Below are 14,503 nucleotides of genomic sequence, written 5' to 3' on the forward strand. Positions count from 1 at the left end.
ACGTTCGTCAGGAGGCCCCGTGTTCGTCCGACGACGGTGGACCGCACTCGCCACCACCAGCATCCTGATCGCCGCGGCGCTGGCCCATCCCGGGCCGGGCGCCGCCGCACCGCCCTCCCCCGCGATCACGCTCGCCCCCACCGAGACCGCTCTGGTCCGCGTGCGGCTCGCCGACCGGGCGCAGCTCGACCGCCTGGTAGCGGGCGGCGCCGACCTGGCCAACCGTCCCCGCTCCCGCGACGGCGCGTGGATCGCCGACCTGGTCCTCACCGGACGGCAGCTCGCCGACCTCACCCGGCAGGGGGCCACCGCCGTGCAGGTGGTGCAGCGCGCCGACGACGGTGCCCGGCACCTGGCCGAGAGCCGCCGCGCCGCGCAGGACCGCACCCGCGCCGGGCTGCGTACGAGCGGCGCCGCCGCCGTCGACACGCTCCAGTTCCTCCAGGCGTACTGGTGGACCACCGGCGGCCGGACGTTCCTCCAGGCCCAGGTCGCCACCACCGCCACCGACGACCCGGACGTCGAGATCACTGTCACCTGGCGGACGGCCGACGGCGCCACCGGCTCGTTCCCGCTGTACCGCTTCGAGGACTCGGGCGAGTACCAGTACCACTACGCGCTGCCGCAGCCGGTGCCGAGCCGCCCGGTGCAGCTCACCGCCACCTCCACGCTGGGCGGCACGAGCCGGCCGGTGACACCGTCGCTGTGGCCGGACGCGACCCCGCCGCCGCAGCCGGCCGGCTACCAGAAGGACTTCATCGACGCGTACCTGACGCCCGTGGACATCAAGGCGCGCATCGCCCGGCTCGGCCGCCAGTACCGCGACCTGGTCGACGTCATCGACCTGCCGAACAAGACCCAGGGATACCGCCGCAACGCCGCCGCCTACCTGGGCGACCCGGCGGCCGCCGCCGTCGTGGTCGAGTCGGTCCGCTTCGGCGACCAGGGCATGAACGGAGTGCGGGTACGCACCGTCGACCCTGGCCGGCCGAACCGGCCGCTGAGCATGCGCTACCGGGACCGGGTGCTCACCATCTCGCTGGCCACCGACGGCGCCGGCAAGGTCACGAGCACCACCGACGACGTCGCCGCCCTGATCAACGCCCCGCGGGGCGCCCGCTTCCGGGCCACTGTGGAGGACGGCTCGGCCGGCCTGCCGATGCCGGTGACCGGGCCGGTACGCCTCGACGACGGCTTGCAGGGCACCGAGGTGCCGGCCCGGCCGTGGACGGTGCAGGCGCTGCGGATCGGCAAGCACCGCGACGGCTCCCGGATCGGCGTGCTGGCGTACTCGCAGGAGCACGCCCGCGAGTGGGCGACCCCGCTCGTGACGCTGGAGTTCGCCGAGCGGCTGCTGGCGAACGCGCGTACCGACGCGGCGACCCGCAAGCTGCTGGAGCAGGTGGACGTGTTCGTCGTCCCGACCGTCAACCCGGACGGCGCGAACTACTCGTTCCACGACTACAACTTCCAGCGCAAGAACCTGGTAAACCACTGCACCGGCGAGGCTCGGGACCCGAAGTACCGCACCATGTGGGGCGTCGACGTCAACCGCAACTACACGGTCGGCTCCCTGTTCGACGGGTACGTGGGCGCGAGCACCAACTGCCTCGCCGGCAACTACGCGGGCACCGCCGAGCTGTCCGAACCGGAGAGCCGCAACGTGATCGACCTGGCCAAGGCCCACCCGAACATCAGGTTCGCGATGAACGTGCACTCCTACGGTGGCTACTTCATGTGGCCGCCCGGGGCGTACAAGGCCGACGGGCGGGTGACGCTGCCGCGCCCGTCGATCGACGAGTCGACCCTCTTCCTGGGCAGCGCGCGGCGCATCGTCGGCGCCATCGCGGCCGAGCGCGGCACCGTCACCTGGCCGTCGCAGACCGGCCCGGTCGCCGACGTGCTCTACTCGGCGGCCGGCAACTCCGCCGACCAGCTCTACTACGAGCTGGGCATCTTCGCCTGGGACTTCGAGGTCGGGAACGACAGGTGGAACGAGGCCACCGGCCAGTGGGAGGGCGTCGGCTTCCAGCCGCCGTTCGACGAGGCGCACGCCGAGGCGCAGGAGTACGCGGGCGGCCTGATCGAACTGGTCCGGGTGGCCCGCGACTACGCCGCCCGCAACCCGGTCCGGCGCTGACCGCAGGCGGTCCCCGGCCGGCCGATCCGGCCGGCCGGGGACCGCGTCAGCCCCGCACAGTTCAGTCTGCGGTGCCGAGGTCGCGGAAGACGGCGAGCGCACCCGGGTCGTCGATGGTCGCCGGCACCGGCTCGTCGCGCCCCTCCACCAGGCCCCGCATGGTGCGCCGCAGGATCTTCCCGGAGCGGGTCTTCGGCAGCGCCGGCACCACACTCACCCGGCGGAACGCGGCCACCGGGCCGATCCGCTGCCGGACCAGCGCGACCAGCTCGGCGGCGAGCGCGTCCGGGTCCACGTCGGCGCCGGCCTTGAGCACCACGTACCCGCTGGGCACCTGCCCCTTGAGCGCGTCGGCCACGCCGATCACCGCGCACTCGGCCACCGCCGGGTGCGTCGCCAGGACCTCCTCCATCGCGCCGGTGGACAGGCGGTGCCCGGCCACGTTTATGACGTCATCGGTGCGGCCCATCACGTACAGGTAGCCGTCCTCGTCGAACCGGCCGCCGTCGCCGGTCAGGTAGGTGCCGGGGAACGTGGACAGGTAGGAGCGGACGAACCGCTCGTCGTCGCCCCAGAGCGTGGGCAGGCAGCCGGGCGGCAGCGGCAGCCGGATCACTATCGAGCCGTCAGTGCCCGGCGGCACGTCGCGGCCCGCGCCGTCGACCACGCGCACGTCGTAGCCGGGCACCGGCACCGACGGCGACCCGGGCTTGATCGGCAGCGGCTCCAGGCCGCGCGGGTTGGCCGCCACCGGCCAGCCGGTCTCCGTCTGCCACCAGTTGTCGACGACGGGTACGCCGAGCCGCTCCCCCGCCCAGGCCCAGGTGTCCGGGTCCAGCCGCTCACCGGCGAGGAAGAGGGTACGCAGCGCACTCAGGTCGTACCGGGAGATGTGCTCGCCCTCCGGGTCCTGGCGGCGGATCGCCCGGATCGCTGTGGGCGCGGTGAACAGGGCGGCCACCCGGTGCTCGGCGGCGACGCGCCAGAACGCCCCGGCGTCGGGGGTGCCGACCGGCTTGCCCTCGTAGAGCACCGTGGTCGCGCCGGTGAGCAGCGGCGCGTACACGATGTAGGAGTGGCCGACCACCCAGCCCACGTCGGAGGCGGCCCAGAAGACCTCGCCCGGCTCGATGCCGTAGACGTTGCGCATCGACCAGCGCAGCGCCACCGCGTGCCCGCCGTTGTCCCGCACCACGCCCTTGGGCCGGCCGGTGGTGCCCGAGGTGTAGAGGATGTAGAGCGGGTCGGTGCCGGCCACCGGCTCGCACGGCGCCGGTTCCGCGTCCGCCATCACCTCGTCCCAGGTCAGGTCGCGGCCGGGCACCAGCGGGGCCGGGTCCTGCGGGCGCTGCACCACCACGCATCGCTCCGGCGCGTGCGTGGCCTCGTCCAGCGCGGCGGCCAGGATCGGGTGGTACGGCACCACCCTGTCCACCTCGATGCCGCAGGAGGTGGCGACCACCACCTTCGGCCGCGCGTCGTCGATCCGGACGGCCAGTTCGTGCGCGGCGAAGCCGCCGAAGACCACCGAGTGCACCGCGCCGATCCGGGCGCAGGCCAGCATGGCGACCACCGCCTCCGGAACCATCGCCAGGTAGAGCAGGACCCGGTCGCCCCGGCCGACGCCGAGGCGGCGCAGCGCACCGGCGAACCGGGCGGTCTCGGCGAGCAGTTCGGCGTACGTGAGGGTCCTGACGGTGCCGGTGACCGGGCTGTCGTGGATCAGCGCGGGCTGGTCGCCCCGGCCGGCGGCGACATGCCGGTCCAGCGCGTTGTGGCAGGTGTTCAGCACCCCGTCGGGAAACCAGCGGTACAGCGGCGCCGCCGAGTCGTCGAGGACGCGGTCCGGTGGGATGACCCAGTCGATGTCGGCCGCCGCGTCCCGCCAGAAACCGGCCGGGTCGGTGATGCTCCGCTCGTACGCTGATCGATACGCGCCCATGCCGTCATGCTGCTCCGCGACACCGCGCCGGCACGACGGCCGACCGGGTCCGGTGCGCCGGAAGCACGCCCCGGCTCGCCGAACGGCCCCTCACGGCGGTGGGTGGTGGCCGGCCCCGGCCGTTTCCGGCGGGCCGGGCCGGGGTAGGGCGGGCACATGGAGACGAACACGAAGGCGTACCTGGTCGGCGGTCCCCGCGACGGCAGCAGCCAGGACGCGGACGGCAAGGCCCTGGTGGAGATCGAGATCGACGGGATGATCCACCGCTACATCCGGACCACCAAGCAGCACGGCGACGACGGCGTGGTCTACAACTACGACGGCATGGTGGCGCCCGGTGGCGGCGAGCCGGGCGTCGAGGACCCGGCGGCCCGGGTCGCGTCGCCGAAGGCCGACGAGCAGCGGTGACCGCTCAGCCCAACGGGCGACGGATGAAGCCCGTGGGGCGGGGTAAGGCAGAACGGTCCTGGTGGAGCGACGACCGGCGTCGCGGCGTACCGCGGCCGGACGCGGGCGGGCGGCACGAATGCCGCCCGCCCGCGCATTCCGCGGACCGGCCCCGGCAAACCGAGTTTGATCAATGACGGGCATCGACTAGCGTGCCCAGGCGTGAAAACGAACCGGATCATCCCGATCCTCTTTGCCTGTGCCGTGCTGGGCCTCGCCGCGTGCGGCGACGAGAAGCCAGCGACCACGGCCGGGCCGGCGGCCACCTCGGCCTCCGCCGTACCCTCCACGGCGGCCCCCTCGCCCTCGGCGGCCGCGATGAGTGACAAGGACCTCTGCACCGCCGCAGAAAAGATCAACAAGGACATGCGGGCGAAGCTCATGACCGCCGTGCAGTCGGGTGGCGACCTGACGAAGCAGACCGGCGAGATCCTGACCGAACTCGGTGACCGGGTGGCCAAGCTGGCCGGGACCGCCGGGGACGGCAAGGCGGCCACCGCCCTGAAGGAGTTCGCCGCGGAGGCCGGCAAGGCGGGCTCGGCCGCCGACCCGGGAACCGCCGCCGACAACCCGGCCATGGAGAAGGCCAGCAAGGACATCAACGCCGCCTGCAAGACCGCCGGCGCCCCGACCACCTTCTGACACCCCGGGTCGTCCGTCCGGCGCGTGCCGGACGGACGACCTGCCGGCTCAGCTGCCGGTCACCCAGTTCCAGGCGGAGACCACCCACTCGGTCTGCTGGAGGTACGCCACACCCACGCCGGCCAGGAACAACGCGGTGACCAGGTGGGCGCCCTTGGCGCTGCGGCGCACCCGGCCGAACTGCCGCTCCAGGATCAGCCGGCCGAGCAGCCGGGCCAGCGCGAACAGGCCGACCGCGGTGAGCAGGCTGAGCACGAACGTGAGCAGCGGGGCCACGAGGTTGCCCCGGCCGGAGATCGCCCAGATGCCCCAGCACACGAACGCGAACAGAGCGCCGGCGGCGCTCAGCTCGCCGCCCTTGCGCGCCTGGGCCAGGTGCCAGCTCATCGGCCGGCGCGGCGCCGGCTCGGCCGCCCAGTCGCCGTGCTCGACGGTGGGGAACTGCTCGGTTCGGGGCGTACGCGACGGGCGCGGCTGACCGACCGCCGCCACCCCGCGCTGGAACGCGTCCCGCTGCGGGGGCACCACGCCCGGCTGGGGCGGCACCTCCACGGTGCGCTCGGCCCACGGCTGTGTCTGGTCCGCCATCTTCCGTCCTCCCCCTCGACCGGTTCCGGCCTCGGTTCCGAGGGTAGCCAGCCCGCAAATAGGGTGCCGACCCCCATCACGGTGCGATACACACGTGCCGTGACTGACGTGCTGGTATCCCGGGCCGAGGACTTCGACGACATCGCGGCGCTGCTGGCGCTGGCCTTCCACGGCGATCTCGACCCCGACGTACAGGCGCTGGAACGCCCGATCTTCGAGCCGGACCGGTCGCTGCTGGTCCGTGACGGCGGCACGGCCGTGGCGCACGCCGCCGCGTTCAGCCGCGACCTCGCGGTCCCCGGCGCGGACGTGCCGGCCGCGCACGTGACGATGGTCGCGGTGGCGCCGACGCACCGGCGGCGCGGCCTGCTCACCACGCTGATGCGCCGCCAGCTGCGGGACGTCCGCGACGCCGGCCGGGAACCGGTCGCGGTGCTCTGGGCCAGCGAGGGACGCATCTACCCCCGGTTCGGCTACGGGTCGGCAGCGCCGCGCTACGTGCTGTCCGCAGACACCACCGGGCTGCGCCTGCCCGCCCCGGCGTCCGCCGAGGGCACGCTGCGACTGGACCGTCCGGACGCGCACCGCGACGAACTGGCCCGGCTGTACGAGCGGGTCCGCGCCGGGCGTCCCGGCTGGTCCCGGCGCGACGAGCGCTGGTGGTCGTACCTGCTGGCGGACCTCAAGGCGCACCGGGGCGGCGCCACCGAGCGCCGGGTGCTGCTGCACGAGGGCGCCGGCGGCCCCGACGGTTACGCGCTCTACCGGACCAGGGACAGCTCGACGGCCACCGGACCGCAGGCCGAGGTGCAGGTCGGTGAGGTGGTGGCGGCGACGCCGGAGGCGTACACGGCGCTCTGGCGGCTGCTGCTCTCGGTCGACCTGACCCGCCGGCTGTCGTTCCCGATCGCGGCCCTGGACGAGCCGCTGCTGCGACTGGTGGACGAGCCCCGCCAGCTCTCGCCGCAGCTCGCCGACGCGCTCTGGGTACGCGTGGTGGACGTGCCGGCCGCGCTGGCCGCCCGGCGCTACGCCACCGATGTCGACGTGGTGATCGAGGTCACCGACGATCTGCTGAAGGAGAACACGGGCCGCTGGCGGCTGGTCGGTGGACGCGACGGCGCGCAGTGCACGCCCACCACCGCCCCGGCGGGGCTGGCGTGTGACGTACGCACGCTCGGCGAGATGTACCTCGGCGGCGCGAACCCGTACGCGCTGGCCGCCGCCGGCCGAGCGAAGGAGCTGATCCCGGGCACCCTGACCGCCCTGAACCCCGCCTTCACCTGGCACCGCGCCCCCTCCCCCATGGAGGTCTTCTAGCCGTCCCCAGCGGCCCGCGCGCCCGCCCACCCGGCCCACCCCGGCCCGCGCGCCCGGCCCACCCCGGCGATCATGAAGTTAGCGGCGCGAAGCGTCCGTTTTATCCAGGCCAACTTCATGATCGTGCGGGCGGGTGCCCCGTCGACCTTAGAGTTGTGGCACCTCACATACCTCGCTTACGGGGCACTCCGGGCGCCACAACTCCATGATCGACGGAGGCTGGCTGGATCGGGTGTGTCGGGGAGCGTGTGTGGGCCGCGCGGGGTGCGAGCGGCGCGCGGGCGGGCTCGGGGGCGGTACGGTCGGGGGATGGGTGAGGCGGAACGACGGCGACGACGGCTACGGCATCACGGCGACGCCGTCCCGCCGACGGAGACCGCCGGAACCGGTGCCGGCGGCACGGGTGCCGACGGCAGCACCGCCAGCACCGCACCCGTACACGACGACGTGACGCCCCGGTCCCCGCGCGCCGGCCGGCCGGGCGAGCCGGAGCTCCGGGGCCGGCGCTCCCCCGCGCCCGCCGAGGAGGGCGAGCGCGGGCTACGCGGGCTGGTCGGCTCCGGCTCGTCGCAGGTGAGCGTGACGGCCGCGCTGCGGGCACGGGACGCCGCCCGCCCGACCGAGGACGACCTCGCCGAAGCCGAACAGCGGGTGGTGCTCATCCGCCGCAACTGGGTGCCGCGCGAGGACCTGCCCCGCAACGGGCGCTGAGCCCGCGGAGGCCGGTACGGCGGCTCCGGCCCGGGCCCGGTGACCGGCTCGCCGAGAAGGGTGTCCGGTCAGGCGGGCAGCTCGGGCAGGCGGCGGCTCTGCTCGTAGGCGGCCACCTGCTCGATGCGCCGGCTGTGCCGGGGGTTGCCGGAGAACGGCGTGGTCAGGAACGCCTCGACCAGCGCGGTCGCCTCGTCGAGCGTGTGCTGCCGGGCGCCGATCGCGACGACGTTGGCGTCGTTGTGCTCGCGGGCGAGCTGTGCGGTGTCGACGTTCCAGGCGAGCGCGGCCCGGACGCCCGCCACCTTGTTCGAGGCGATCTGCTCGCCGTTGCCGGAGCCGCCGATCACCACGCCGAGGCTGCCCGGGTCACCGACCACCCGGTCGCCGGTGTGCAGGCAGAACGCCGGGTAGTCGTCGTCCGGGTCGAAGACGTGGGGGCCCACGTCGACCACCTCGTAGCCCTGCTTGGCCAGGTGGTTGGCGAGGTGCACCTTCAACTCGAAACCGGCGTGGTCGGATCCCAGGTAGACGCGCATACCGCGCAGTCTGACAGGCCCGCCTCCAGGCCGGCGCGCGGGCGGCGACCCGGAGGCGGTTTCGTCACACGGTCAGTGCGGCAGCTCGGCCACGACCAAGCCGGCCCGCGCCTTCGGGGTGAACCAGGTGCTCTTTCGCGGCATCTTCTCCCGGGCCAGGTTCACCGCGACGAAGTCGTCGACGGTCACCGGCGCGACGAGCACCGCCAGCTCGGCCCGGCCGGCGTCGACCTCACCGACGAGCCAGCTCGCCGGGTAGTCGCCGCCCACGTACGTGATCCGCTTGTCGCCCGGGTCGAGACCCAGGGCGTCGCGCAGCAGCAGGCGCTCGACGAGCGCGTGGTCGAGGTTCTCCAGCCGGCCGGCGCCGACGTGCGGCAGCGTCACCGCGTACCCCCGGCCGCCGAGGTAGAGGTGCACGACGCCGCCGGTGGCCGGCACGTCGACCGGCCCGGCCGCCGGGGTGACCTCCGCGCCCGCCGCGCGCAGCCGGTCGAGCAGCTCGTCCGGCGTGGTGGTCAGCTCGCTGACCAGCCGGTTGTAGGGCTGGATGGCGACCGACGCGGGCGTGGTGATCACCGAGAGGAAGCGCGGGAAACCACCGGTCTGCGCGGCCAGGCTGCGGTGGTTGCCGTCCGCGACCACCAGGTCCCCGCCGCCGGCGAGCGCGGTCAGCTCGTCCTGCGCCGCACCCGGGCCCAGCAGCCAGATCGCGTGCGTGCGACCGGACTGGTCGACGTCGGTCGCGGCGGGCGCGCCGGCCGCGTCGGTCGCCGCCGCGAGCGCGGCGTGCAGCTCGTCGCCCTTGCCGGTCTGCAGCAGGAGTACGGGCGAGAGCAGGTGACCGAGCGCCTCGGCCAGGGCGACGCGCTCGCGCACCTTGGCGATGAACACGTCCTCGTTGCGGATGACCAGGCCCGGCTCGTCGGCGCGGGTGGAGATCTGGTCGGTGTCGACCATGGCCCACAGCCCGTACGCGCTCTCCTCGCCCGGCGCGCTGATCCGGTAGAGCACCACCACCTGCTCGGCCGGCGTGTAGCTGCCGTCCGCCTTCGCCTCGGCCAGGCGCGCCACCGCGTCGGGCAGCGCGTCGAGGAACGACTTCCCGAGGCTGCCGGGCGCCCGGTGGGGCATCTCGATGCCCAGGGCGCTGTGCGGATTCGCCTCGACGATGGAGGTGATCTCCGCGTCGTCGGCGAACTCGTCGTAGTTCTGCGCGCCGGTGCCGCCAGTGGTGATCCAGGCCCGGGCGATCGGATGCACGACCGTCATGTCAGCTGACGCTACCCGGGCCCCGATCGCCGCCGCCGCCCGACTCACCCGCTTACCACCAGGTGAAAGGAAGGGCCCCCGGTTAACGCCTCCGGTAGAGGAAGGGCCCCTTCTTAACACCGGGAAGGGCGACTCAGGCGGTGGCGTTGCGGTGCCGGCCGGGAGTCGGACGGCGGGCCGGCGCGGCGGGGCGGGAGCCGGCGTTGAGGCGTACCGTCGTCGCACCCGCGGCGGCCGGGTGGGCGGCGGCGCCGGACCGCGACGGCGCGCGGGCGGGCCGGCCGGGCTCATCCGGCGGTGTCATCCGCGAGGTGGCCACCACCCGGGCCACGCCGACCACGATCGGCGGGGCCAGCAGGTCGGCCACCTCGGCCGGGCCGACCGGCCAGTCGCTCTCGGTCACCGACCAGTACGTCGCACCGGAGTCCTCGGTCGCCTGCTGCGGCGCGTCGTCGGACATGCGGCGGTGCTTGGCCATGGGAACGCCTCCAGGAACTGCCGTGCCGCGGCCCCGCGGGCCGTCGGCTGGGACACCCGGTGAAACGAGCCCCGCACCGGCCCGGTGACGGGCGGGTGCGGGGCTCGGGGCGCGCTGCGGGTGTTAAAAAGGGGCCCTTCCTCTACCGGAGGCGTTAATAGGGGGCCCTTCCTTTCACCTCAGTCGAAGATCGGGCCCTGCTCGCGGGTGCGCTTCAGCTCGTAGAAACCGGGGGTGGCGGAGACCAGCAGCACGCCGTCCCAGAGCCGGCCGGCCGCCTCGCCCTTCGGCGCCGGGGTGATCACCGGGCCGAAGAAGGCGACCTGACCGCCGTCCGGACCCGGCGCGTGGATCACCGGAGTGCCCACGTCGGTGCCGACCGGCCGCATGCCCGCCTCGTGACTGGCCCGCAGCGCGTCGTCGTACTGCGTGGAATCGGCCGCGTCGGCGAGCGCCGGGTCCAGGCCGACGTCGGTGAGCGCGCCCACGATCATCTCCCGGCCCAGCTCCTCCTGGCGGAGGTGGATCCGGGTACCCATCGCGGTGTAGAGCTTCGCCAGCGCCTCGGCACCGTGCGCCTGCTCGACGGCGATGCACACCCGCACCGGGCCCCAGCCCTTGACCATCAGGTCCTGGTACTCCTCCGGCAGTTCCCGGCCGTCGTTGAGCACGGACAGGCTCATCACGTGGAACCGGATGTCCACGTCCCGGACCTGCTCGACCTCCAGCAGCCAACGGGAGGTGATCCACGCCCACGGGCACAGCGGGTCGAACCACATGTCCGCGGTGACACGTTCGGTCACTGTGTCTTCCCTTCACGCCATCGTCGCGCCGGGGACCCGGCGCGGTCACCTTCGATCCTCACCCCGCACCGCATAGACCGGTACCGGAATGAGAGCGTGACCTCGACCACCGAGGGCGGTCCGTACATGGAAGACTCGGTTCGCAGCGGGCCGTCACGAGCGGCCGGGCGAGAACCGGCGCCGCGGGGCGCGGCGAGACGAGCGGGATGGAGACGAACAGTGCCGGGAGTGCGCAACCTGACCCAGGTCGAGGCTACCGAGCGGGCCCGCCTGCTCGAGGTGACCGGGTACGACATCAGCCTTGACCTGTCGACCGCGGTGCAGTCCACCGGTCGCACGTTCCGCTCGGTGACCGAGGTCCGGTTCCGCTGCGCCGAGCCGGGAGCGACCACCTTCATCGAGACCGCTGCCGAATCGGTGCGCTCGGCCACGCTCAACGGCGAGCCGGTCGACCTGTCCGGCTGGTCCGCCGAGAAGGGGCTCACCCTCAGCGGCCTGGCCGCCGAGAACGTACTGGTGGTCGACGCCGACTTCGGCTACTCCAACAGCGGGCAGGGCCTGCACCGCACCGTCGACCCGGTGGACGGCGAGACCTACCTCTACAGCCAGTTCGAGACCGCTGACGCGCAGAAGGTCTACGCCTGCTTCGACCAGCCCGACCTGAAGAGCGTCTACACCTGGCACGCCACCGTCCCGGAGCACTGGCGGGTCGTGTCGAACATGCCGGTGGCGCGCGAGGAGGCCGCCGGTGAGGGCCTGAAGACGGTGCACTTCACCGTGTCGGAGCGGATGAGCACCTACATCACCGCGCTCTGCGCCGGGCCGTACCACGAGGTACGCCGCACCCACGACGGCATCGACATGGGCTACTTCTGCCGGGCCAGCATGGCTCAGCACATGGACGCCGACGACCTGCACCTGATCACCACGCAGGGCTTCGACTTCTTCCAGGAGAAGTTCGGCGTGCGCTACCCGCTGCCCAAGTACGACCAGCTCTGGGTGCCGGACTTCAACGCCGGCGCGATGGAGAACTTCGGCTGCGTCACGCACGCCGAGTCGCACTACATCTTCCGCTCGCAGGTCACCGACTTCGAGTACGAGCAGCGCGCCAACACGATCCTGCACGAGCTGGCGCACATGTGGTTCGGTGACCTGGTCACCATGCGCTGGTGGAACGACCTGTGGCTGAACGAGTCGTTCGCCGAGTGGGCCAGCCACTGGTGCAACACGAACGCCACCCGGTTCAACGACGCGTGGACCACGTTCCTGTCGATCCGCAAGAACTGGGGTTACCGGCAGGACCAGCTCTCCTCCACCCACCCGGTCTACTGCGAGATGCCGGACCTGGAGGCCGTCGAGGTCAACTTCGACGGCATCACGTACGCCAAGGGCGCGAGCGTGCTCAAGCAGCTCGTCGCGTACGTGGGCGAGGAGCCGTTCCTGGCCGGCCTGCGCGCCTACTTCGGCAAGTACGCCTGGGGCAACGCCACCTTCGACGACCTGCTGTCCGAGTTGGAGGCGGCCTCCGGCCGGGAGCTGCGCAAGTTCGCCGCCCAGTGGCTGGAGACCGCGCAGGTGAACACGCTGCGCCCGGAGGTGACCATCGGCGCCGACGGCACGTACGAGCGGGTGGTGGTCCAGCAGGAGGCGCCGTCGGGCTACCCGACGCTGCGTACCCACCGCATCGGCGTCGGCCTGTACGACCTGACCGACGGCCGGCTGGTGCGCCGGGAGCTGATCGAGACGGACGTGACCGGCGAGTTGACCGAGCTGTCCGAGCTGCACGGCAAGCCCGCCGCGGACGTGCTGCTGCTCAACGACGAGGACCTCACCTACGCGAAGCTGCGGCTGGACGAGCGGTCCATGGCCACCGTGGTGCAGCACATCGCCGGCTTCGACTCGTCGCTGGCCCGGGCGCTGTGCTGGACCGCCGCCTGGGACATGACCCGCGACGCCGAGCTGTCGGCCCGCGACTACGTGGCGCTGGTGCTGGCCGGGCTGACCGCCGAGACGGACATCAACCTCATCACCGCCACGCTGCGGCAGGCGACCACCGCGCTCACCTTCTACGCCGACCCGGCCTGGGCGCCGACCGGCTGGGCCGAGCTGGCCCGTACCGCGCGGACCGGGCTCGCGGCGGCCGAGCCGGGCAGCGGCTTCCAGCTCGCCTGGGCTCGCGCGTACGCCTCCTCGGCCCGCTCCGGTGAGGACCTGGCCACGCTGCGCGGCTGGCTGGACGGCAACGGGGTGCCGGAGGGGTTGACCGTCGACACGGAGCTGCGCTGGACGGTGCTCCAGTCGCTGGTCGCCAACGGCGCGGCGGGCGCCGCCGACGTGGACGCGGAGCTGGCCGCCGACCGTACCGCCAGTGGCGAGCGGGAGGCAGCGTACGCGCACGCGCTGGTGCCGACCGTGGAGAACAAGGCGGCGGTGTGGGCACTGCTCACCGGCCCGGACGCGCTGCCCAACTGGCGCAACCGGGCGCTGCTGCAGGGCTTCACCCACCCGGCGCAGGTCGAGCTGACCGCGCCCTACCGGGAGCGGTACTTCGCCACGGTGGACCAGGTGTGGGCGCAGCGCGACAGCGAGCCGGCGCAGGAGTTCGTGCAGCTCGCCTACCCGGCGTACCTGGTCGACGAGGACACGGTCGCGGCCACCGACGCGTGGCTGGCCCAGGACGGGCAGCCGGCGTCGCTGCGGCGGCTGGTGGCCGAGGGCCGCGACGGTGTGGTCCGCGCGCTGAAGGCCCGCGAGCGGGACGCGCGCACCGCCTGAGTGAGGCATGCCGGCCGGGGCCGGCGCGGGTGGCAGCCCGCGCCGGCCCCGGCTGGGACCACGAGAAAGCCCGGCCCACGCGTACGCGGGCCGGGCTTCGTCGTGTGTGCGTGCGGGCGGATCAGCCCTTGCCGGCGTGGCTGGCGAGCTGGTCGAGGCCCTGGATGATGCCGCCGGCCAGGTCGCCGCCGCCGAAGGCGGCCACCATGGAGAGCGCGGCCAGCTTGGCGTACGTGTCCGGGATGCGCTTGCGCGCGTACTTGCCGGTGACGATCTCCAGCTGCCGCTGGTTGGGCGACACCGCGATCAGCACCGAGCGGTCCGGCTCGCCGAGCTGCCGGTGCAGCCGCTCGGCGTGTTCCCGGATCGGCTCGTCGAGGCCGCCGACGAACACCGAGAAGACCAGGCCGGTGCCCTGGTCGGCGAGGCGCAGCGCCTCGTCGATGCGGAGCAGCTGACGGGTCGAGAACGGTCCGTCCAGCACCGCGGGCGGGGTGCCCGTCCCCGTTGTGGGCCGCGCTTCACCAACGGTCACTTGCGCCTCCGGTTCCAGCGGCCGGTGCCTCCCGGCCGGCCTGCTCCTGCTTGCGGCTGGTCAACGCCGGCGCCTGCGCCCCGGCCGCGAGGGCCGTGCCGGCCGAGTCGGCCAGTTGCTCCGGACGGCTCAGGAACCAGACCGGAGTGAAGTCGAAGGGCCGGCCCGGCCGGTAGCGCTTGGCGCCGCCACCGTTGCCACGGCTGCCGGCGGCCGCCAGGGCGGCGATCAGCAGCACCGCGGCGACCGGGATGCCGACGAAGACCACCAACGTCTCGGTAACAGACAATCCCAACGCCCCCAGGCGGAAA

The 14,503-nt window shown here is 73.4% G+C and carries 14 protein-coding genes; 6 read left to right on the forward strand and 8 right to left on the reverse strand.

What is annotated here, in order from left to right; translation table 11 throughout:
* Positions 1–19: 19 nt before the first annotated feature.
* Positions 20–2,140 (forward strand): M14 family zinc carboxypeptidase, encoded by a 2,121-nt coding sequence (locus AB0B20_RS22755; protein ID WP_357473209.1) that lies wholly within the window; start codon positions 20–22, stop codon positions 2,138–2,140.
* A 61-nt stretch (positions 2,141–2,201) separates the two neighbouring features.
* Here the strand turns inward: AB0B20_RS22755 and AB0B20_RS22760 are convergent, their stop codons facing one another.
* Positions 2,202–4,082 carry a propionyl-CoA synthetase gene (locus AB0B20_RS22760; protein WP_357473212.1) on the reverse strand — a complete coding sequence of 627 codons (1,881 nt, stop codon included), beginning with the start codon at positions 4,080–4,082 and terminating at the stop codon, positions 2,202–2,204.
* 156 nt (positions 4,083–4,238) lie between these two features.
* On the opposite strand from AB0B20_RS22760, the gene AB0B20_RS22765 reads away from it, so the two are divergent.
* Both AB0B20_RS22765 and AB0B20_RS22770 read left to right on the forward strand, forming a co-directional pair.
* A complete protein-coding gene (locus AB0B20_RS22765) occupies positions 4,239–4,490 on the forward strand; it encodes a hypothetical protein (RefSeq protein ID WP_269704528.1) in 252 nt (83 codons plus the stop codon).
* Between the two features lie 201 nt (positions 4,491–4,691).
* Positions 4,692–5,171: a hypothetical protein gene (locus AB0B20_RS22770; RefSeq protein ID WP_357473216.1), complete on the forward strand. Its 480-nt coding sequence runs from the start codon at positions 4,692–4,694 to the stop codon at positions 5,169–5,171.
* 48 nt (positions 5,172–5,219) lie between these two features.
* Here the strand turns inward: AB0B20_RS22770 and AB0B20_RS22775 are convergent, their stop codons facing one another.
* On the reverse strand, positions 5,220–5,759 hold the full coding sequence (locus tag AB0B20_RS22775; protein ID WP_357473218.1) for a hypothetical protein: 540 nt from the start codon (positions 5,757–5,759) through the stop codon (positions 5,220–5,222).
* Between the two features lie 99 nt (positions 5,760–5,858).
* Between AB0B20_RS22775 and AB0B20_RS22780 the strand changes: the two genes are divergently transcribed.
* Complete coding sequence (locus AB0B20_RS22780) at positions 5,859–7,079, forward strand: GNAT family N-acetyltransferase (RefSeq protein ID WP_357473221.1); 1,221 nt, start codon at positions 5,859–5,861, stop codon at positions 7,077–7,079.
* A gap of 309 nt (positions 7,080–7,388) precedes the next feature.
* Positions 7,389–7,790 carry a hypothetical protein gene (locus tag AB0B20_RS22785; RefSeq protein WP_357473224.1) on the forward strand — a complete coding sequence of 134 codons (402 nt, stop codon included), beginning with the start codon at positions 7,389–7,391 and terminating at the stop codon, positions 7,788–7,790.
* Positions 7,791–7,858: 68 nt separating this feature from the next.
* Here the strand turns inward: AB0B20_RS22785 and AB0B20_RS22790 are convergent, their stop codons facing one another.
* The 4 genes from AB0B20_RS22790 to AB0B20_RS22805 all read right to left on the reverse strand — a co-directional run bounded on the left by AB0B20_RS22790 (position 7,859) and on the right by AB0B20_RS22805 (position 10,882).
* Entirely contained in the window at positions 7,859–8,329 is a 471-nt protein-coding gene (locus tag AB0B20_RS22790; RefSeq protein ID WP_013288048.1) for a ribose-5-phosphate isomerase, read from the reverse strand.
* 72 nt (positions 8,330–8,401) lie between these two features.
* Positions 8,402–9,601: a DUF1015 family protein gene (locus tag AB0B20_RS22795; RefSeq protein WP_357386332.1), complete on the reverse strand. Its 1,200-nt coding sequence runs from the start codon at positions 9,599–9,601 to the stop codon at positions 8,402–8,404.
* 133 nt (positions 9,602–9,734) lie between these two features.
* Entirely contained in the window at positions 9,735–10,061 is a 327-nt protein-coding gene (locus AB0B20_RS22800; protein ID WP_357473227.1) for a hypothetical protein, read from the reverse strand.
* 197 nt (positions 10,062–10,258) lie between these two features.
* Positions 10,259–10,882, reverse strand: a complete 624-nt coding sequence (locus tag AB0B20_RS22805; protein WP_357386328.1) for a disulfide bond formation protein DsbA — start codon at positions 10,880–10,882, stop codon at positions 10,259–10,261.
* A gap of 228 nt (positions 10,883–11,110) precedes the next feature.
* On the opposite strand from AB0B20_RS22805, the gene pepN reads away from it, so the two are divergent.
* On the forward strand, positions 11,111–13,657 hold the full coding sequence (gene pepN / locus AB0B20_RS22810; RefSeq protein ID WP_357473230.1) for an aminopeptidase N: 2,547 nt from the start codon (positions 11,111–11,113) through the stop codon (positions 13,655–13,657).
* Between the two features lie 121 nt (positions 13,658–13,778).
* Here the strand turns inward: pepN and AB0B20_RS22815 are convergent, their stop codons facing one another.
* Both AB0B20_RS22815 and AB0B20_RS22820 read right to left on the reverse strand, forming a co-directional pair.
* Positions 13,779–14,192, reverse strand: a complete 414-nt coding sequence (locus tag AB0B20_RS22815) for a DUF5130 family protein (RefSeq protein ID WP_357386324.1) — start codon at positions 14,190–14,192, stop codon at positions 13,779–13,781.
* The gene (locus tag AB0B20_RS22820) at positions 14,179–14,463 is read right to left on the reverse strand and encodes a hypothetical protein (protein WP_357386386.1); all 285 of its coding nucleotides are present in this window, start codon (positions 14,461–14,463) and stop codon (positions 14,179–14,181) included. The genes AB0B20_RS22815 and AB0B20_RS22820 overlap by 14 nt, the downstream gene beginning before the upstream one ends.
* Positions 14,464–14,503 lie beyond the last annotated feature (40 nt).

The organism is Micromonospora sp. NPDC049151, from assembly GCF_040648395.1.
Lineage (GTDB): Bacteria > Actinomycetota > Actinomycetes > Mycobacteriales > Micromonosporaceae > Micromonospora.

Coding starts and splice junctions, on each gene's coding strand:
- AB0B20_RS22760 (WP_357473212.1), bottom strand. CDS start 4,082: ATGGGCGCGTATCGATCAGCGTACGAGCGGAGCATCACCGACCCGGCC.
- AB0B20_RS22765 (WP_269704528.1), top strand. CDS start 4,239: ATGGAGACGAACACGAAGGCGTACCTGGTCGGCGGTCCCCGCGACGGC.
- AB0B20_RS22775 (WP_357473218.1), bottom strand. CDS start 5,759: ATGGCGGACCAGACACAGCCGTGGGCCGAGCGCACCGTGGAGGTGCCG.
- AB0B20_RS22785 (WP_357473224.1), top strand. CDS start 7,389: ATGGGTGAGGCGGAACGACGGCGACGACGGCTACGGCATCACGGCGAC.
- AB0B20_RS22790 (WP_013288048.1), bottom strand. CDS start 8,329: ATGCGCGTCTACCTGGGATCCGACCACGCCGGTTTCGAGTTGAAGGTG.
- AB0B20_RS22795 (WP_357386332.1), bottom strand. CDS start 9,601: ATGACGGTCGTGCATCCGATCGCCCGGGCCTGGATCACCACTGGCGGC.
- AB0B20_RS22800 (WP_357473227.1), bottom strand. CDS start 10,061: ATGTCCGACGACGCGCCGCAGCAGGCGACCGAGGACTCCGGTGCGACG.